17 protein-coding genes (1 of these 17 running past the window's edge) are annotated in these 18678 nt (G+C 66.1%); 10 read left to right on the forward strand and 7 right to left on the reverse strand.

The annotated features are described in order from the left end of the window. Positions 1–10: 10 nt before the first annotated feature. Positions 11–1246 (reverse strand): phosphoribosylamine--glycine ligase, encoded by a 1236-nt coding sequence (gene purD / locus AC6BOR_RS07845; protein WP_498060628.1) that lies wholly within the window; start codon positions 1244–1246, stop codon positions 11–13. 97 nt (positions 1247–1343) lie between these two features. Here purD and xseA point away from each other — a divergent pair, with 97 nt between their 5' ends. From xseA to AC6BOR_RS07865, 4 genes are read left to right on the forward strand one after another with little or no spacing between them, the layout of a single operon-like run. Continuing rightward, complete coding sequence (gene xseA / locus AC6BOR_RS07850) at positions 1344–2780, forward strand: exodeoxyribonuclease VII large subunit (RefSeq protein WP_498057944.1); 1437 nt, start codon at positions 1344–1346, stop codon at positions 2778–2780. After that, on the forward strand, positions 2780–2998 hold the full coding sequence (locus tag AC6BOR_RS07855; protein ID WP_086117842.1) for a DUF2093 domain-containing protein: 219 nt from the start codon (positions 2780–2782) through the stop codon (positions 2996–2998). Before xseA ends, AC6BOR_RS07855 begins: the two co-directional genes overlap by 1 nt. A 44-nt stretch (positions 2999–3042) precedes the next feature. Continuing rightward, complete coding sequence (locus AC6BOR_RS07860) at positions 3043–3858, forward strand: M23 family metallopeptidase (RefSeq protein ID WP_498057945.1); 816 nt, start codon at positions 3043–3045, stop codon at positions 3856–3858. Beyond that, positions 3855–4592 carry a 2OG-Fe(II) oxygenase gene (locus AC6BOR_RS07865; protein WP_498057946.1) on the forward strand — a complete coding sequence of 246 codons (738 nt, stop codon included), beginning with the start codon at positions 3855–3857 and terminating at the stop codon, positions 4590–4592. Before AC6BOR_RS07860 ends, AC6BOR_RS07865 begins: the two co-directional genes overlap by 4 nt. A gap of 10 nt (positions 4593–4602) precedes the next feature. On the opposite strand, the gene AC6BOR_RS07870 is transcribed toward AC6BOR_RS07865, so the two are convergent. Next, complete coding sequence (locus AC6BOR_RS07870) at positions 4603–5154, reverse strand: hypothetical protein (protein WP_498057947.1); 552 nt, start codon at positions 5152–5154, stop codon at positions 4603–4605. 89 nt (positions 5155–5243) lie between these two features. Here AC6BOR_RS07870 and AC6BOR_RS07875 point away from each other — a divergent pair, with 89 nt between their 5' ends. Both AC6BOR_RS07875 and AC6BOR_RS07880 read left to right on the forward strand, forming a co-directional pair. Next, the gene (locus tag AC6BOR_RS07875) at positions 5244–7169 is read left to right on the forward strand and encodes a CocE/NonD family hydrolase (protein ID WP_498060629.1); all 1926 of its coding nucleotides are present in this window, start codon (positions 5244–5246) and stop codon (positions 7167–7169) included. A 17-nt stretch (positions 7170–7186) separates the two neighbouring features. Further along, a complete protein-coding gene (locus AC6BOR_RS07880; RefSeq protein ID WP_498057948.1) occupies positions 7187–7579 on the forward strand; it encodes an MAPEG family protein in 393 nt (130 codons plus the stop codon). Between the two features lie 96 nt (positions 7580–7675). Here AC6BOR_RS07880 and AC6BOR_RS07885 read toward each other — a convergent pair whose 3' ends face one another. Then, positions 7676–8335: an OmpW/AlkL family protein gene (locus tag AC6BOR_RS07885; RefSeq protein WP_498060630.1), complete on the reverse strand. Its 660-nt coding sequence runs from the start codon at positions 8333–8335 to the stop codon at positions 7676–7678. A gap of 181 nt (positions 8336–8516) precedes the next feature. Here AC6BOR_RS07885 and AC6BOR_RS07890 point away from each other — a divergent pair, with 181 nt between their 5' ends. Further along, positions 8517–9338, forward strand: a complete 822-nt coding sequence (locus tag AC6BOR_RS07890) for an SDR family NAD(P)-dependent oxidoreductase (RefSeq protein WP_498057949.1) — start codon at positions 8517–8519, stop codon at positions 9336–9338. 10 nt (positions 9339–9348) lie between these two features. Here AC6BOR_RS07890 and AC6BOR_RS07895 read toward each other — a convergent pair whose 3' ends face one another. Further along, positions 9349–10368, reverse strand: coding sequence for a PQQ-dependent sugar dehydrogenase (locus AC6BOR_RS07895; protein WP_498057950.1), 1020 nt, complete (start codon positions 10366–10368; stop codon positions 9349–9351). A 186-nt stretch (positions 10369–10554) separates the two neighbouring features. Here AC6BOR_RS07895 and AC6BOR_RS07900 point away from each other — a divergent pair, with 186 nt between their 5' ends. The 3 genes from AC6BOR_RS07900 (at position 10555) to AC6BOR_RS07910 (ending at position 14666) form a co-directional block, all read left to right on the forward strand. Continuing rightward, positions 10555–10944 (forward strand): hypothetical protein, encoded by a 390-nt coding sequence (locus tag AC6BOR_RS07900; protein WP_498057951.1) that lies wholly within the window; start codon positions 10555–10557, stop codon positions 10942–10944. 73 nt (positions 10945–11017) lie between these two features. Next, a complete protein-coding gene (clpB, locus tag AC6BOR_RS07905) occupies positions 11018–13594 on the forward strand; it encodes an ATP-dependent chaperone ClpB (RefSeq protein WP_498057952.1) in 2577 nt (858 codons plus the stop codon). Between the two features lie 61 nt (positions 13595–13655). After that, positions 13656–14666 carry a hypothetical protein gene (locus AC6BOR_RS07910; RefSeq protein WP_498057953.1) on the forward strand — a complete coding sequence of 337 codons (1011 nt, stop codon included), beginning with the start codon at positions 13656–13658 and terminating at the stop codon, positions 14664–14666. Between the two features lie 58 nt (positions 14667–14724). Here AC6BOR_RS07910 and AC6BOR_RS07915 read toward each other — a convergent pair whose 3' ends face one another. From AC6BOR_RS07915 to AC6BOR_RS07925, 3 genes are all read right to left on the reverse strand, one after another. Then, positions 14725–15006, reverse strand: coding sequence for a hypothetical protein (locus tag AC6BOR_RS07915; protein ID WP_498057954.1), 282 nt, complete (start codon positions 15004–15006; stop codon positions 14725–14727). A 139-nt stretch (positions 15007–15145) separates the two neighbouring features. Continuing rightward, entirely contained in the window at positions 15146–18121 is a 2976-nt protein-coding gene (locus AC6BOR_RS07920) for a TonB-dependent receptor domain-containing protein (protein ID WP_498057955.1), read from the reverse strand. 254 nt (positions 18122–18375) lie between these two features. Next, a protein-coding gene (locus AC6BOR_RS07925) for an aspartyl/asparaginyl beta-hydroxylase domain-containing protein (RefSeq protein ID WP_498057956.1) crosses the window boundary here: on the reverse strand, positions 18376–18678 show its final stretch. Its footprint extends 879 nt past the window's final position; 303 of the gene's 1182 nt are visible here — the last part of the coding sequence; the start codon falls outside the window, past its right edge; it ends in the stop codon at positions 18376–18378.

Consider the following 18678-nt stretch of genomic DNA (forward strand, 5'->3'; position numbering starts at 1 on the left):
CCGGCGGGTGTCAGGCGGATTTCCCGATATCCCGCCGGAAATGGCCACCGTGCCACCTGATCTTGCGAATAGCGGCATAGGCCAATGCGCGCGCCTCGGAAATATCATGGCCCAGTGCCGTCACGTTCAGCACGCGGCCGCCCGCCGCCACCAGCCGGCCATCCTCGCTGATCCGCGTGCCGGCATGAAACACCGTGACGCCCAGCGCCTCGGCCGCGGCCAGCCCCTCGATCGCGGTGCCCATCACCGGCCGCCAGGGATAGCCATTGGCCGCCATCACCACCGTCACCGCGGCATCATCGCTGAACGCGGGCTCCACCTCGGCCAGATGGCCGGTCGCCGCCGCCCAGAACAATTCCACCGCATCGCTGGCCAGCCGCAGCATCAGCACCTGCGCCTCCGGATCACCCAGCCGCACATTATATTCGATCAGCATGGGGCCTGTCGCCGTCAGCATCAGCCCGGCATAGAGAAAGCCCTGGAACGGCGTGCCGCGCGCCTTCATCGCGGCCAGTGTCGGCTGCACGATTTCGGTCAGCGCCCGCTCGATCAGGTCCGGCGTCAGCCGCGGGCTGGGCGAGATCGCGCCCATGCCGCCGGTGTTGGGCCCCTGATCGCCATCGCGCAGCCGCTTGTGATCCTGCGCGGTGGGCAGCAGCCGCACCGTCTCGCCATCGGTCAGGATGAACAGGCTGGCTTCCGGCCCTTCCAGGCATTGTTCCACCACCACGGGGCCATGGATTTCGGCCAGCGCCGCCAGGCCTTCCTCATTGGTTTCGGCCACCGTCACGCCCTTGCCGCCGGCCAGGCCATCGGCCTTCACCACCACCGGCAGCGGGTGCACCGCCACATAATGATGCGCCTCGGCGGCATCGGCAAAGCGGCGGAACCGCGCCGTCGGGATGCCATGCTCGGCACACAGATCCTTGGTGAAGCCCTTGGATGCCTCCAGCTGGGCGGCGGCCGCCGATGGCCCCAGCACCGGCACCCCGGCGGCACGCAGCGCATCGGCCACGCCGGCGACCAGCGGCGCTTCCGGGCCGACCACCACCAGGCCAATCTGGCGTTCGCGCACCAGCGCCAGCACGGCGGCGCCATCGGTGATGCTGATGGCCACGCATTCGGCCACAGCCGCGATGCCGGCATTGCCCGGCGCACAGATCAGCACGGCGCAGCGCGGGGACTGGCGCAGCCGCCAGCACAGGGCGTGTTCACGGCCCCCGCCACCAAGCACCAATATGTTCAGGGAGTCGGGGCATGCGCTCATGGCCCAAGCCCATATCATGCCAAAATGTCGCGGCAAGCGGCTTTGCCGCCGGCGCGGCTGGGTTTATGGAACAGGCGTGAGCGAAAACACCCCCGAATACAGCGTTTCCGAAATCGCCGGCGCCGTGAAGCGCACGGTGGAGGCCGCCTTTGGCCAGGTGCGGGTGCGCGGCGAGCTCTCGCAATTCCGCCGCCAGACCAGCGGCCACTGGTATGGCCGGCTGAAGGATGAGCGCGCCGTGCTGGAACTCGCCATGTGGAAGGGCGTCGCCGCGTCCTTGAGCTTCCGCCCCGAAGACGGGATGGAGGTGATCGCCACCGGCCGGCTGACCACCTATCCCGGCGGCTCGCGCTATCAGCTCATCATCGATCGGCTGGAGCCGGCCGGCGTCGGCGCCCTGCTTGCCCAGATCGAGGCGCGGCGGCTGAAGCTGCAGGCCGAAGGCCTGTTCGATCCGGCGCGCAAGAAACCGCTGCCCTGGCTGCCCGGCGTCATCGGCGTCGTCACCAGCCCCACTGGCGCCGTCATCCGCGACATTCTCCACCGGCTGGGCGATCGCTTCCCCCGCCATGTGCTGGTGTGGCCGGTCGCGGTGCAGGGGGAGGCATCGGCCGGCCAGGTCGCCGCCGCCATCGCCGGGTTCAATGCGATGGCTCCGGGCGGCCCCATTCCGCGCCCCGATCTGATCATCGTGGCGCGCGGCGGCGGCAGCATCGAGGATCTGGCCGCCTTCAACGAGGAAATCGTCGTCCGCGCCGCCGCCGCCAGCCAGATCCCGCTGATCAGCGCGGTCGGGCATGAGACGGACACTACGCTGATCGACTATGCCGCCGATTGGCGCGCCCCCACCCCGACCGCCGCCGCTGAACGCGCGGTGCCGGTGCGGGCCGAGCTCGCCGCCAATCTTGCCATGCTGCACGGCCGGCTGGATGCCGCCATCGTGCGCGGCTGGAAATTGCGGCGCGAACGTGGGCAGGCGCTGGCCCGGCGGCTGCCGCAACCGCGCAACCTCATCGGCCTTGCCGGCCAGCGGGTGGATGATTTGAGCGAGCGCCTGCCCACCGCGCTGACCGCCCGGCTGGGCCGGGTTGATCTGCGCGTCACCAGCGCCGCCGGACGCCTGCGCCCGGCCCTGCTGCAGGCGCGGCTGGATCGCAGTGTCGAACGGCTGGCCGGCAGCGCCGCGCGGCTGGCCCCGGCGCTGGCCCGGCCGCTGAACAGCGATGCCCAGAAGCTCGCCCGCACCGGCGCGGCGCTGCGCCCTTTCCTGATCGAGCAGCGGCTGGCCAGCGCCGCCGGCCGGCTGGAACAGGCGGGCCGCATGCTCGACACACTGGGGCCCCGGCAGGTGCTGGCGCGCGGCTATGCCCTTGTCACCGGGCCGGATGGGCATGTGATCGCGTCGGCCACGGCCGCAGCGGCGCAAGCCCGCTTGACGATCCGCTTTGGCGATGGCGAAACGCCGGTTTATACCAGCCCGCCGGCCAAAGCCGCGCAAGGGAGTCTGTTCTGATGCTCGATCGTTTCGGCCGTGCCGCCAAGCTCCATTATGAAAGCGGCAGCTATCGCGTGCTGCAATCGGGCGACCATGTGCTGTGCGCCGTCACCCAGCAGCGCATCCCGTTGGCGGCCCTGCGCTATTGGAGCCACGAGCTGCAGGAAGCCTATTTCAGCGCCGACATCGCCAGCGCCCGCTATGCCGAAAAGCGCAAGGAAGGCCTGTTCCCCTGATCCGCTATCTGGCCATCCCGCTGCTTGTGGCCGGGGCCGCCATCGTGGCCGCCGCCAGCCCGCTGCCGCTGGTGGTGGCGCAGCCGCTGGTGGCGCGGCAGGGCGAATTGCTGCGCGGGGAATTGCCCGCCGGCAGCCGCAACCTTGCCATCGATGATGCGCCGCTCACGCTCACCGCCGATGGCCATTATATGCTCGGCATTGATCGCGATGCCACCGGCAGCCGCCGCCTGACCTGGGTGACGCCCGATGGACGCAGCGCCAGCCGCACGCTGACGATCAGCGAAGCCACGTGGGACATTGATCGCCTGCCGGCGCGGCTGGTCAACCAGAATCCCAACGCCGCGCCCAACCCGGCCTGGGAAGCGCTGCGCAAGGCAGAGACAGACGCGATTCGGGCGGCGCGCGCCGAAACCACGCCCTGGCCCTTCTGGCAGACGCCATTCCAGTGGCCGGCAACGGGCCGCATTTCGGGCGTGTTCGGATCGCAGCGCATCTATGGCAAGGTGGCCGCCGCCTTCCACGCCGGGCTCGACATCGCCGCGCCGCACGGCACGATCGTGAAGGCGCCCATCCCCGGCATCGTGCGGCTGGCCAGCGACGGGCCGTTCAGCCTGGAAGGCAATATCATCATCCTCGATCACGGCCAGGGCCTGCATTCGGCCTTCCTGCACCTGTCGCGCATTCTGGTGAAACAGGGCGAAATCGTCGCGCAGGGGCAGGAGATTGGCCGCATCGGCACCACTGGCCGCTCGACCGGGCCGCACCTGCACTGGGGCATGACCTGGCATGGCGTGAAGGTTGATCCGCAGCCGCTGTTGCCCCCAATGCCGCCGCGCACCGATCAGGCCGGGCGATGACCGCGGCGCCAAGCCTGTTCGCGCTCAACCCGGCGATTGATCGCGCGGCCGTGCGCGCCACACTTGCCCGCGACCGGTTCGTGCAGATCGACAATGTGCTGCTGCCGCAGGCGGCGGACACGCTGTGGCAGGTGCTGCGCGAGGCGACGCCCTTTGGCCTCGCCTGGGCCGGCGAAGGCGCGCCCCATGGCCAGATGCTGCGCCCCGAGCAGCTGCGCCAGTTGAGCCCGGCGCAGAAGGCGGCGATGGGCAATGGCGCTGCCGCGGCCGCACGCGGCGGCTATTTCGCCTTTCTCTATGGCCAATATCCGCTCGCCGAAGCGGCGCGCGAGCAATGGCACCCCGGCCACCCGCTCTACCGCCTGTTTGACGAGATCAACGGCCCTGAAGCGCTGGACTTCGCCCGCGAAGTGTCGGGCATCGCTGGCCTGACCTGCGCCGATGCCCAGGCGACGCTCTATGGCCCTGGCCATTTCCTCACCCAGCATGATGACTGGGTGGAAAAGGAAGGGCGCCGGCTGGCCTACGTGCTCAATCTCACCCGCGACTGGCGGCCGGATTGGGGCGGCTATCTCAACATTCTCGATGACCGGGGCGATATCGTCACCGGGCTGATGCCGCGCTTCAACTGCCTCAACCTGTTCACCGTGCCGCTGCAGCACAATGTCGGCGTGGTGGCCCAGTTCGCAGCCGTGGGCCGCTATGCCATCACCGGCTGGTTCCGCGACATCTGAAGGGCGCGGCTCAGTCCTGAATGCGCTTCACCCGCACTGCGGACTGGCCATCGATGTTGGCCAGGAAACTGCCGATGGCGCCGCGGCGGATGCGGATGGTCATGCCGGCCTTGGGGTCGAAGCGCAGTGGCACACCGTCCGTCTGCAACCAGCGGGTGTCGTCGTCCAACACCATCAGCCAGTTGCCGCTTTGCGCCGGCCGCGCCGACTTGATCGTGGCCTGGATCTCGGTCAGGGCGCCGCGCTCGTCGCTCTTCTCGCCTTCGCCATCCTTGGTCTGGCCGAACAGGTTGAAATTAGGCAGCGTCAGCCCGAACAGGCTGCGCTTGGCCTTTTTTACATCCTCCTTGTCGGCCACCAGCACGTCGCGACGCTCCACCGCGCCGGCAAGATCGGCAACCCCCTTGTCCAGGCAGGCCAGCCGCTGGGTGGGATCCGCCAGGCCACGGCAGGCGAGCAGGCCCTGCACCACCGCCGGCGGCGGTGGCGGGGGCGCGTCAGGCTTGGCGGCCAGCGCCGGGCCGGCCATCAGCATCACCACCATCGCGTTCACGATCCGCATATCCGCCTCCTGCTTGCCGCTGGTTATGCCATTGCCAAGCCGGGTGACAACAGGCCATGAACAGGTCGGGAGGCGTTGACATGAAGACGATGCGGATTTTGGCCACCGTTTGCCTGTGTGCGGTCACCAGCGCGCTGATGGCGGGCACCGCGGGGGCGCAAACGGCCACCATGGCACCCGATATCGCCACGCCATTCAACCCGGTGACCACGCAGGCCGATTATATCCGCCGCGAGGTGATGATCCCGATGCGCGACGGGGTGAAGCTCTACACCGTCATCGTGATGAAGAAGGGCACGCAGGGCGGGCCCATGCTGTTGACCCGCACCGTCTACAACGCCAGCCGCACCACATCGCGCAACCCCAGCCAGCAAATCACGGAAATCCTTCCCATTTCCGACCGGGAATTCGTGGAAGACGGCTATATCCGCGTCTATCAGGATGTGCGCGGCCGCAACAAATCCGAAGGCGATTATGTGATGACCCGGCCGCTCAGGGGGCCATTGAACCCCACGCCGGTCGATCACAGCACCGACGCTTGGGACACGATCGACTGGCTGGTGAAAAACGTCAAGGAATCCAATGGCAACGTCGCCGTCACCGGATCATCCTACCCCGGTTTCACCAGCCTGATGGCGCTGGTTGATCCCCACCCGGCGCTGAAGGCCGCGGTGCCGATGTCCCCCATGGTGGATGGCTGGATGGGCGATGACTGGTTCCACAACGGCGCCTTCCGCCAGACCATGCTGGATTATTTCACCGCCCAGACCGCCAGCAAGAACGATGGCGATCCGGTCGCCATGGGCCGGCGCGACTATTATGCCGAATATCTGGCCGCCGGATCGGCCGGGGCCTATGTCGAAAAATACGGCCTGAATCAATTGCCTGGCGTCAAAAAGCTGATGGAACACCCGGCCTATGACGCCTGGTGGCAGGGCCAGGCTCTGGACAAGATATTGGGCACGCGCCCGCTGACGGTGCCGACGATGCTGGTGGTCGGCCAGTGGGACCAGGAAGACAGTTATGGCGCCCCCGCCGTCTATCGCGCGCTGGAACCCAAGGACAAGGACAACAAGCTGCTGTCGCTTGTCATTGGGCCGTGGCGGCATTCGGGCGTGAATTACGACGGCTCATCGCTGGGCGTGCTGAAATTTGCCGGGGACACCGGCCTGCAGTTCCGCCGCGACGTGATGAAACCGTTTCTGGACAGCCACTTGCGCCCCAACGCCAAGCCATTTGATGCGCCACCCGTGCTCACCTATGCGGTGGGGGCAGACCGTTGGGAACGGCATGACCGCTTCCCGGCCGGGGAGGCCGTGAACCTCTATCTCGATGACCGGTTCAGCCTGTCGCTCAACCAGCCAGCCGCCAAGGCCGCGCACGACGATTATGTTTCTGATCCCGCCCACCCGGTGCCGTTCGTGCCGGTGCCGGTCAACATGCGCGACCGGTCGATGTGGAGCAGCTGGCTGGTCAGCGATCAGCGCCCGGCCAGCACCCGGCCCGACGTAGTGACCTATGTGTCGGCACCGCTCAAAGCGCCCCTGCAGATCCACGGCCAGCCAGAGGCCAATCTTTTCGCATCGACCAGCGGGACGGACAGCGACTGGGTGGTGAAGCTGATCGACGTGTTCCCGGAGGAAAACAGCGCCCAGCCGGAGCTGGCCGGCCTGCAGCTGGGCATTGGCATGGAAATCTTCCGCGGCCGCTATGTGAAGGGCTTCGACACGCCAGGGCCGCTGACGCCGGGCAAGGCCGAACGCTACCGCTTCCTGCTGCCGGGGGTGAACCATGTCATCCCCGCTGGCCACCGGCTGATGGTGCAGGTGCAGTCAAGCTGGTTCCCGCTGTATGACCGCAACCCGCAGACCTTTGTGCCCAACATTTTCCACGCCCAGTCAAAGGATTATGTGAAGGCCACCCAGGGCGTGTGGCGTGATGCGGTGCGGCCCAGCCACATTGCCATCCCCGTCGTGGGCGGGGCAGCAGCGGCGAATGCGGCACTGGGCAATTGACGACAGGGGAGACGACAATGCTTGCAGCCTATCCGATCACCACGCTGGCGCTGGTGCTGGCCCTGATGGTCTATTTCTGGATCACGCTGAATGTTGGCCGGGCTCGCGGCACCTATGGCGTGCCCGCCCCGCAATCGGGCGGCCATCCCGAGTTTGATAAGCGTTACCGCGTACAGATGAACACGGTGGAGCAGCTGGCGTGGTTCGTGCCAGCGCTGATCATCGGCGCCCCGGTGCTTGGTGACATGGTGGCCGGCGGCCTGGTTGTCCTGTGGAGCCTGGGCCGCATCATCTTTGCCATCACCTATTATCGCGATCCGGCCAAGCGCAGCCTGGGCTTTGCGCTGACCATGTTGCCCACCTTCATCCTGCTGATTGCCGGCGCCTGGGGCGGCATCAGCGCGCTGTAAGCCACTGCCGGCCCGGCCTTGCAGGGTGCAAGACCGGGCCGGTGGCGGTGATGCCGGCATGTCGGGAGAGGGCCGGCATCGGGGAGAGGCCTGAAGTCAGAAGCGCCAGCCGACACCCACGCCCACGATCAGCGGATTGATATCGGCCCTGAGGTTGTTGACCAGCGCGCCCGTGGTCAGCCGGGCATTGGTGCGCATGTCGACATATTTCACGTCGATATTGACGAACATGCGGTCGTTCAGATCAAAATCCGATCCGGCCTGCAGGGCAAAACCCCAACTGTTGGACAGGCTGACGCTGGTTGCACCGATCGCGGTGTTGAGCTGGCTCGACGCCTTTTCGTTGTAGAACATCGTCCAGTTCACGCCGGCGCCGACATAGGGGTGCACCTTCCCCTTGGGCGCGAAATGATATTGCAGCGTCAGCGTGGGGGGCAGCACCCAGGTGCAGGCCAGCCGGCCCACGGCGGCCAGCGATCCACCGCCTTCGACACAATGCTTGGTGGTGGCAGCGATCAGTTCCACCCCGACATGGTCGGTCAGCATGTAGGTGAAATCGACCTCGGGGGCATAGGCGTTGGTGATGCGGCCGCCGCTGGTCGGGAAGGTCGGCAGCACCGGGCCAACCTTTTCCTGCGGCTGCACGGTGATTGCCCGCAGCCGCACCAGCACGTCGCCCTTTTCGGCCAGCGCCGGGGTGGCGGCCAGGGCCATCGCCAGCGCAGCGACCGTGGCGTTCAGCATCTTCATTGTCATCATCCCTGTTGTTTTGCGATGACCGGTTTCTCCCCGATCCGGCGGTTCTGCTCTTTGATCTGCCTCAATTTTTTCCTCCGGGTGATTGCGGATCAGGGTCTTTGCGTAACCCCGGATTTGAGGGGTGGGCGAAGCCGCCGGCCTGGGCCATGCTGAAGCAAACAAACTGGGGAGATTGATCATGGGCAGCTTGACCGGCCGGGTGGCCTTTGTGACCGGCGCGGGCAGCGGCATCGGCCGCGCGTCCGCCATCGCGTTGGCCGCCGAAGGGGCCATCGTCTTCGCCACCGACATCGACGCGCCGGGCGGACGCGAAACTGTTGCCCTGATCGAGGCAGCCGGCGGCCAGGCGACCTTCCGCGGCCAGGATGTGGTGGAGGAAGACCGCTGGGCCGAGCTGATCAAGCGGGTGATGGATCTCCATGGCCGGCTCGACATATTGGTGAACAACGCCGGCATCGGCACATCGGGGCTGATCACCGATGTCAGCCTCGACACCTGGAACCGGCAGATGAACATCAATGTCACCAGCTGCTTCCTGGGCATCAAGCACGCGCTGCCGGCGATGCGCAGCCCGCGGCCCGATGGGCATGTCGGCGGTTCGATCATCAACATCTCGTCGGTCGCCGGTCTGGGCGGCTCGGCCGGCATGTCGGCCTATTGCGCCAGCAAGGGGGCGGTGCGGCTGCTCAGCAAGGCGGTGGCGATGGAATGTGCTGCCATGCGCGACGGCATCCGCTGCAACAGCGTCCACCCCGGCATCATCGACACGCCGATCTGGCAAAAGCTCGACACATCGGGCGCGCTGGCCTCATCCGTGCCCGATGCGGTGCCGCCTGGCGCCAATGCCCTGGATGTCAACCTTATCGGTGCCGGCGCACCCGTGGGCCATCCCGGCCAGCCCCAGGATATCGCCGCCGGCGTGGTGTTCCTGGCCAGCGATGCCAGCCGCTACATGACCGGTGCCGAACTGGTGATCGACGGCGGCTGGACCGCCCACTGAGCCCAACCGGTCACGGCGTCACCCGCAGCACCCGGCCCTTTTCCTCATCGGTCGTCAGCCACACCGCGCCATCGGGCGCCACCCGCACATCGCGGATGCGCGCCCGGATGGAGGGGAAGATCCGGCTTTGACCCACCACCCGGCCGGCGGCGTCCACATCGATGCGCCGCACCTCCTGCGCGGCCAGCGCGCCAACGATCAGATCGCCGGCCCAGGCTGTCCACAGCGGGCCGCGATAGACGGCAAGGCCCGATGGCGCGATGGACGGCACCCACACCACCTTGCCATCGATCATGCCCTTGTAGCGTTTGAATGGGCTGATCGTCGCGCCGCTGTAATCCACGCCAAAGGTCGCGACCGGCCAGCCATAATTGCCGCCGCGGGTGATCAGGTTCACCTCGTCACCGCCCTGCGGGCCATGTTCATGTTCCCACAGCCGCCCCGTCGCCGGGTCCACCGCCAGTCCCTGCGGGTTGCGATGGCCATAGCTCCAGGTGGCGGTCTGCGCGCCCGCCCGGCCTGCAAAGGGATTGTCTACCCGCGGCCGGCCTTCATGATCCAGCCGCACGATCTTGCCCAGGCCCATGCCCAACCGCTGCGCCTGCTCGCGATAATCAAAGCCGTCGCCCGTGGTCATCACCAGGCTGCCATCCGGCAGAAACGCCATACGCCCGCCGAAATGCACCGGCGTGTCCTTGGCGGGGGTTACCTGAAAGATGGTGCGCACATCCACCAGCCGGTTCCCGTCCAGCCGGGCGCGGGCAATCCTGGTCTGGTTTGCGCCCTTGGTGCCGCCAGCGAAAGACAGGTAGATCAGATGATTGCCGGCGAACCTTGGGTGCAGCACGACATCGAACAGGCCGCCCTGGCCGGCATGAAACACCGGCGGCACGCCGGCGATCGGCTGTGGTGGCCGGCCAGAGGAGAGGCGCAGCAACTGCCCTGGCCGTGTGGTGACCAGCACATCCTGTCCACCGGGCAGAAAGGCGATGCTCCAGGGATGATCAAGATTGCGAGCAATTTCAGTCACCTGCTCGGCCGTCGCCGCGCTGGCCAGGGAAAATGTTAATAATAGTTGAATAAACGTTGACAACTTCACGATTCATTCCCTACCAGTATCGCCCATAATGGCTTAAGATACGGCCTTGAACAGAGGTTTATGCCCATGCGCGGCAAAGAATTGGTCAAGGTGGCGCCAGCGTGGGCAACCGCGGTGATGGCAACCACCTTCCTGGCCTGCGTGATCCAGAGCTGGCAGGTGCAGGCCGGGCTGACCGATCTGGGGGTGGATATCCCGCCTGGTCTTGCTGTCGAAACCGCCATTGCCGATCTGCTGGGCATGGCCGTGCCGGTGCTGCTGGTGTTCGGTGTTGCGCTCGCCATCGGCTTTGCCACTGCTTCCTGGCTCAAGCCGCGTCTGCCGCTGTTGGCACCGATCGCCTGGCCGCTGGCCGGCGCCGGCGCCGTCGCCACCGCCCTCGGCCTGATGCATCTTGAGTTTCAGATGACGCCGCTGGCCGGCGCGCGGGGCCTGGACGGCTTTCTGCTGTTCTGCTTTGCCGGCGCCGTTGGCGGCATGATCTTTGATTGGCTGCGCCCGCGCTGAACTTTTCGCGCGGCGCACACTTGTGTTGCCATAAAGCCACACCATATCCTGTCTGAACAGGAGACGTGGCCCCATGAACCTCGAGAAATTCACCGATCGCGCCAAGGGCTTTCTGCAATCGGCGCAAACGGTCGCTATTCGCAACAGCCATCAGCGCGTGGCGCCCGAACATCTGCTGAAGGCGCTGCTGGAGGATGAGCAGGGCCTGTGTTCCGGCCTGATCAAGGCGGCCGGCGGCACCCCGGCGACCGCCCTGCAATTGACCGACCAGGCGCTGGCCAAGATCGCACAGGTTTCGGGCAGCGGCGCCCAGAGCCTGGCGTGGGACAATGACACGGTGCGCGTGCTCGACGCCGCCGAACAGATCGCCGCCAAGGCCAACGACAGTTTCGTCACCGTGGAACGGCTGCTGGTCGCGCTGGCGCTTTCCAACACCACCGAAGCCGGCAAGGCGCTGAAGGCCGCCGGGGTGACGCCACAGGCACTGAACGACGCCATCAGCAGCGTTCGCCGCGGTCGCACCGCCGACAGCGCCGGCGCCGAGGACAGTTTCGAGGCGCTGAAGAAATTCGCCCGCGACCTGACCGAGGCGGCCCGCGCTGGCAAGCTTGACCCGGTCATCGGCCGCGACGAGGAGATCCGCCGCACCATCCAGGTGCTGGCCCGCCGCACCAAGAACAACCCGGTGCTGATCGGCGAACCCGGCGTCGGCAAGACCGCCATCGCCGAAGGCCTGGCGCTGCGCATCGCCAATGGTGATGTGCCCGATGGCCTGAAGGACAAGCGGCTGATGGCGCTCGACATGGGCGCGCTGATCGCCGGGGCCAAATATCGCGGCGAGTTCGAGGAGCGGCTGAAGGGCGTGCTCGACGAGGTGCGCTCCGAAGGCAGCGATGTCGTGCTGTTCATCGATGAGATGCACACGCTGGTTGGCGCCGGCAAGGCCGATGGCGCCATGGATGCCTCCAACCTCTTGAAGCCGGCGCTGGCCCGCGGTGAGCTGCACTGCATCGGCGCCACCACGCTGGATGAATATCGCAAATATGTCGAGAAGGACCCGGCGCTGGAGCGTCGCTTCCAGCCGGTGGTGGTGGGCGAGCCGACGGTGGAGGACAGCATCTCCATCCTGCGCGGCCTGAAGGAGAAATATGAGCTGCACCACGGCGTGCGCATCACCGATGGCGCCATCGTGGCCGCCGCCACCCTTTCCAACCGCTACATCGCTGACCGTTTCCTGCCCGACAAGGCGATCGACCTGATGGACGAAGCCGCCAGCCGGCTGCGCATGGAGGTGGAGAGCAAGCCCGAAGAGATCGAGGCGCTCGACCGCCGCATCATCCAGTTGAAGATCGAGGCCGCCGCGCTTGAGCGCGAGACCGATGCCGCCTCGAAGGAGCGGCTGCATGCGCTGAACGAGGAGCTGGCCGGGCTCGAGGAAGAGTCCAACGCGCTCACCCTGCGCTGGCAGGCCGAGAAGGAAAAGCTGGCCGGCGCGACCCGGATCAAGGAGCAGCTGGACGCCGCCCGGCTGGAGGTGGAGCAGGCCCAGCGTGCCGGCGATTATGCCAAGGCCGGCGAGCTGACCTACAGCCGCATCCCGGAGCTGGAGCGCCAGCTGGCCGAGGCCGAGCAGGCCACCCAGGCCGCGATGGTGCGCGAGGAGGTGACCAGCGACGACATCGCCGCCGTCGTCAGCCGCTGGACCGGCATTCCCGTGGACCGGATGCTGGAAGGCGAGCGCGAGAAGTTGCTGAAGATGGAGAGCATTTTGGCCGCCCAGGTGATCGGCCAGGATGCGGCGGTGAAGGCCGTCTCAAGCGCGGTGCGCCGGGCGCGCGCCGGCCTGCAAGACCCCAATCGCCCGCTGGGCAGCTTCCTGTTCTTGGGCCCCACCGGCGTCGGCAAGACCGAGTTGACCAAGGCACTGGCCCAGTTCCTGTTCGATGATCCGCGCGCCATGGTGCGGCTCGACATGTCGGAGTTCATGGAAAAGCACAGCGTCGCCCGGCTGATCGGCGCGCCTCCCGGCTATGTCGGCTATGAGGAAGGCGGCGTGCTGACCGAATCGGTGCGGCGCCGGCCCTATCAGGTGGTGCTGTTTGACGAGGTTGAGAAGGCGCACGGCGATGTGTTCAACGTGCTGCTGCAGGTGCTCGACGATGGCCGGCTCACCGATGGCCAGGGCCGCACCGTGGATTTCACCAACACGCTGATCATTCTGACCAGCAACCTTGGCAGCCAGTATATCGCCGCCCTGCCCGATGGCGCGCCGGTGGCCGATGCCGAACCGCAGGTGATGGAGGTGGTGCGCGGGCATTTCCGCCCGGAATTCCTCAACCGGCTGGACGAGATCGTGCTGTTCCAGCGGCTGGGCCAATCGGCGATGGCGCCGATTGTGGACATCCAGGTCAAGCGCGTGGCCGAGCTGTTGAAGGACCGCAAGGTGGTGCTGGAACTGACCGATGCCGCCCGGCGCTGGCTGGCGCGGGTGGGTTATGATCCGGTCTATGGCGCGCGGCCGCTGAAGCGCACTGTGCAGAAGCATCTGCAGGATCCGCTGGCCGAGCTGATCCTGTCGGGCCAGGTGCCCGATGGCAGCACGGTGAAGGTGGACGAAGGCGACGGCCGGCTGGCGCTGACCCCGGCCTGAACCGCCGCGCGGGCTGCAAAAGGGGCTTGCCGGGCTGCGCCGTGCTGGCCACAAGGACCGGATGCAGCCCACGCCCGCCCAACTGGCCCGCGATCCCTACTGGTTCCCGTGGCGCTTTGACGAGGCGGTTGACGGCTTTCAATTCCGCAAGCTGGCCCGTTCGGACCACGCGCGCGCCACGTTCCTGACCGATGAGTATATGGGCCCCGGCCCGGTAGTGCAGTGCAGCCGCGCCGCCATCATGGCCCAGCGTCCGGCCGAGGCGCCGGTGCATTTCATCTTCCACTCCGCCTTCTGCCTTTCGACCTTGCTTGCCCGCGCGTTTGATCTGCCGGGCACCGCGATGGGGCTGAAGGAACCAATGGTCTTCAACGATCTGGCCGGCTGGCATCTGCGTGGCGCACGCCCTGCTGCGCTCGGCGCTGCCCTGGATGCCAGCCTGGCGCTGCTGGCCCGACCCTTCGGACCAAATGAGGCCGTAATCATCAAGCCAAGCAACGTGGCCAACGCGCTTATGGCCGCCAGCCTGCAATTGCGGCCACAGTCACGGGCGCTGCTCCTGCACGCGCCGCTGAAAGTGTATCTTGGTTCGATCGCGCGCAAGGGGCTGGATGGGCGACTGTGGGTGCGCGATCTGCTCAAGAAGCAGCTGCGGCAGGGCCTGCACCAGTTCGGTTTCGGGCCGGAGGACTATCTGGGACAGACCGACCTGCAGGTGGCCGCCATGGGCTGGCTGGCGCAACTGCGCCAGTTCGATACGCTCGCAAGGTTGATGCCAGGGCGTATCAGAACGCTTGATTCAGATCTGATCACCGCAAGGCCGCTTGCTGTCGTGTCAGCGCTGGGGGATCACTTCAGCCTGCGGCTTCAGGCTGATGCGATCGTGAAAGGCCCGGCCTTCACGCAGCACAGCAAGCACGGCAACCGTTTCGATGCGAACGCGCGTGCGGCCGAGCAAGCGACAGAGTCCCCGCACGCAGACGAGATTGAAAAAGTCTGCGTCTGGGCGGCGGCCGTAGCCGAGAGCCAAGGCCTTGATCTTGCGCTTTCGCAGCCGCTGCTGACGACCTGAACCGACTGCAACAGCTGCAACGGTCCACTCAGGCGGCGAAACCGAGCGGCAACTCCGCTCAGTTGCTGGTCGACTTGGTCCGGTTGTCGTCCATCAACCGCTGCGAGAAATCACGGTTGGTGTCGTCAATATAGGCCCATTGCGCCCGCGTGTGGCAGGTCTTGCGGACCTTGACCAGGCTCCCCGTCTCCACGTCCTTCCGGCAGACAGTCTGCTGCCAGTATGGATCGTCCGCCGGCGGCTTGCCGGTAACGGTGTTCGGCTTGGCAGCGGCAGGCGGCGGTGTCTGCGCCAAAACCGGGGTGGCCAGCATCAAAGTGATTGCAATGATCGTACGCATGACTGCCTCGCGTTGGTGTGCTGGTGTTATAGCCAAATCAACCAGCTGAGCAAGAGCATGCGGCGGGCCGACGCAGGCCCAATGAAAAAGGGCGGACCGATGGCCCGCCCTTTCCCAGCTTGGATGCCTGAGACGTCGCTTAGAAGCGCACGCCCAGCTGCACCGTGTAGCGACGGCCCAGCGCGTCATAGGTCGACGGATAGGTGTTGCCGCTGTTGAAGGCGGTGCTGCCGATCGTCGAGCCGACATAGGGCGGCTTCTGATTGAACAGGTTGGCCACGGTCGCCGTCAACGTGATGTTGTCGATGATGTGGAACCGCGTCGTGAAGTCGAAATACTCGTACGGACGGATGTGGCTGAAGGCCGGGAGAGCGCCAACGGCCGGATCAGCATCAAACGCCGACATGTGACGCCACAGCAGCGAGATGTCAGCCGGCTTGAAGCTCAGCGTGGTGCGCACCTGCGACTGGAAGCGCGGCTGCAGCGAACCGCAGGTCGGGCTGATCACGGTGACGCACTCGATGATCGACGACGCCGGGGTGGCCCGGAACTTGTTGTCGATCGTCCAGGTGCCGTTGGCGGTCACACCCAGCTTGGCGAAGCCGATGTCACGCGAGTAGGCCAGGGTCAGGTCGACGCCCGAGGTCTTCAGATAACCCAGGTTCGACAGCGGCAGGTTCAGACCGGGGGTCACCGCGGCTTCACCGTCCAGACCGCCGGTCAGCGCGTTGCGGCCAATCTGGCTGCGGGCGCAGGCCGGGTTGTTCACCGAGGCCAGCGAGTAGCCCGGGGCCGAACCGAAGCACAGATCGATCACGTTCTGGGCCGACGGGCTGGACACGGCGTCCCGCACCGAGATGCGGAAATAGTCGAGCGTCACGGCCAGACCCGGGATGAAGCTCGGCTGAGCCACGATGCCGACAGTCCAGGTGTCAGCCTTTTCAGGACGCAGCGCCGGGTTGCCGCCCTGCTGCGACTGGGCCTGGGCAGCGGTCGGGTTTTCGATCGAACCGATGCTCGAAGCCGGAGCGCCCTGCAGCAAGCAGACCGCGCGCAGCGTCGCGTTGTTCACCGGACCACTGCGGGCGCAGGGGTCGATGGACAGGCTGGTGAGGCCCGACTGCACCGGAGCGAACAGTTCGCCGATGTTCGGGGCGCGGACGGCGCGGCTATAGTTGCCACGCAGCTTGATACCCTGCACCGGGGTCCAGGAGCCGCCAACCTTCCAGGTGAACGCGTCAAACGAACGCTTCGGCGTGGCGTTGACCTTGTAGGAAGAATAGCGGGCGCCGCCTTCCAGGGTCAGGTTTTCGAACAGCGGCTTGTCCTGCACGACCGGAACGATGAGTTCGCCGTACACTTCCTTCACGTCGTAGGAACCGCTGATGTCCTGCGGGGCGCCACCGAAGCCGCCCAGGTCGCCCGACTTGGCGGTCTGGTCCGAACGCTGCTTGGCGACATAGTTGCGATATTCGGCACCCAGCGCGAAGCTGATCGGATCAGCACCCCACGGCGTGGCGAAGCCCAGATCGCCGGACAGCAGGCCGCGGACCTGGCCGAGGCTGGTGGTGTTCACGATGGTGGCCGAACCGGTCACGTAAGAGGCAGCAGCCGGATCGATGGTGCCGCCGGGACCGAACCAGTTGACCGGAACGCAGCCCGGATCGGTGCTGATGCAGGTGGTGCGGTTGTTGGCCAGCAGGGTGTTGCGCGCCTTCGAGATCAGCACATAGCCCTGGGTGGTCTGGATGTTTTCCGACTGGCCATAGGCAGCCGAGACATCCCAGTTGATGTGGCTGTTCACAGCACCACGCAGACCAGCCTGATAGTCGAAGAAGGTGGTCTGATAGTTGGAGATACGCGGACCGAATTCGGTCGTGCGACGGGCCAGCGCACCGGTGTAGGTGCGATAGTTCGGGTCGCTCGGGCCGGTGGCGGTGGCAGCAGCGGCGCACTCAGCGGCCGTGAAGCGCGGGATGTAGTTGGTCGTGGTGCCAACGTTGCCGGCGCAAATCTGGCTGCGGATGCCGGCCGGCAGGAACGGGTTGTTCAGGTTGATCGTCACCGACGAACCGAACAGGCCCGACGGGGCGATGATGGTCTGCACGGTGTTCTTCGAGAACATCGCGCGGCTGTAGAATTCCACCGCGTCCGACACTTCATAACGCGCCTGAGCGAAGATGTTGAAACGCTCGAACGGGGTCTGGAAGATGTTGTACGGGTTGAAGTTGAACGGCGCGTACAGGGCGCGGCCGAAACCGGTGGCCGGATCGAACTGGCCGTTGACGTTGGCAACGGACGGATCGGTGCTGGGCAGACCGGTGGCCGAGTTGATCGGACGGATACCCGACAGACGGAACGGCACGGCGGTGCCCGAACCGCCGGCGGCACCGGTGGTCGAGTCGATGTTGTCGCTCGAGAAGCCGCGGTCACCCTGGTAAACCGGATCGGCCTTCTGGTAGCCGACGCTGACAACGGCGTTGCCCTTGCCGCCGTCGAAATCGCCGCCGATGGTGAGATCGGTGCGGAAATAATTGCCATCGCCCAGTTCGGTGATGCCATAGGAGGTGTTCAGTTCGACACCAGTGAAGCTGCGCTTGGTGACGAAGTTCACAACGCCAGTGATGGCGTCGGCACCATAGGTCGTCACGGCAGCGCCGGTCAGCGCGTCAACGCGCTCAACGAGGGCCAGCGGGATGTTGTTGAGGTCGACGCGGCCAGCCAGTTCCGACGGGGCCAGGCGGTTGCCGTCGAGCAGGACCAGGTTGCGGTTGGAACCCAGGCCGCGCAGGTTGACGTACGAGGCACCGCCGTTGCCGTTGTTCACGGCCGAACCGATGCTCGGCACGATGCCCGGGATGTCGCGCAGCACTTCTTCGGCGACGTTCGAAGCGCGCAGCTGGATCACATCGGAGGTGGTGACGGTGACCGGCTGCGAAGAAACCAGGTTCGGGTTCTTGATCAGGGTACCGGTGACGACGATTTCTTCGTCCGCAGCCTTTTCGTCAGCAGCGGTCTTTTCCTGGGCGAAGGCCGGCTGGCTGGCCAGCAGCGCAACGGCCACGAGTGCAGAGCTGCCAAACAGCGCCTGACGCTTGAGAGAGTTGGTCCTCACGTGTGCATCCTTCTTCTGATCAAAGGTCCTGTGCGCAGATCACCGCCAGAAGGAAGATTTTTCAGGCTACCCCCCAACGGCGAAACCCGGCCGAAGCCGGACAACGCACGTTTAGCCCCGCAAAGGGCCTGTCAGCCTCATTGTTGGAAGGCCGGGTGCAAGTCAAACGCCGTGGCGGCGAACCGGCGCAATCCCGCCAACGGTGTTGCAGGCGCGCAACAATATTGACGCATTTGGCTGTCACAGACGCATTTTCATGCGGCGGAGAAGCCCGAAAGACCCTGTCCATGCGCGTCCATCTCGGCGATCCAGCGCCGGATCAGGTCGCGTTCGCCCTCGCTGATGAACGGGTTCCACGCATCGATGATGAGGACGGCGCGCAGCTGGTCCGTCGGGTTGTGTGCCTCATGCTCGATGGTGTCGTCGAAGGCAAAGGCCTCGCCCTCGATCCATGGCCGGGTTTCATTGCCGACCCGGAACGTGCAACCCTCTGGCACGATCAGGGGCAAATGGATGATGCTGCGCAGGTTGGTGGCGCCAGTGTGGGGTGGGATCAC

The organism is Sandarakinorhabdus sp. FBCC-B8862 (genome assembly GCF_059745315.1).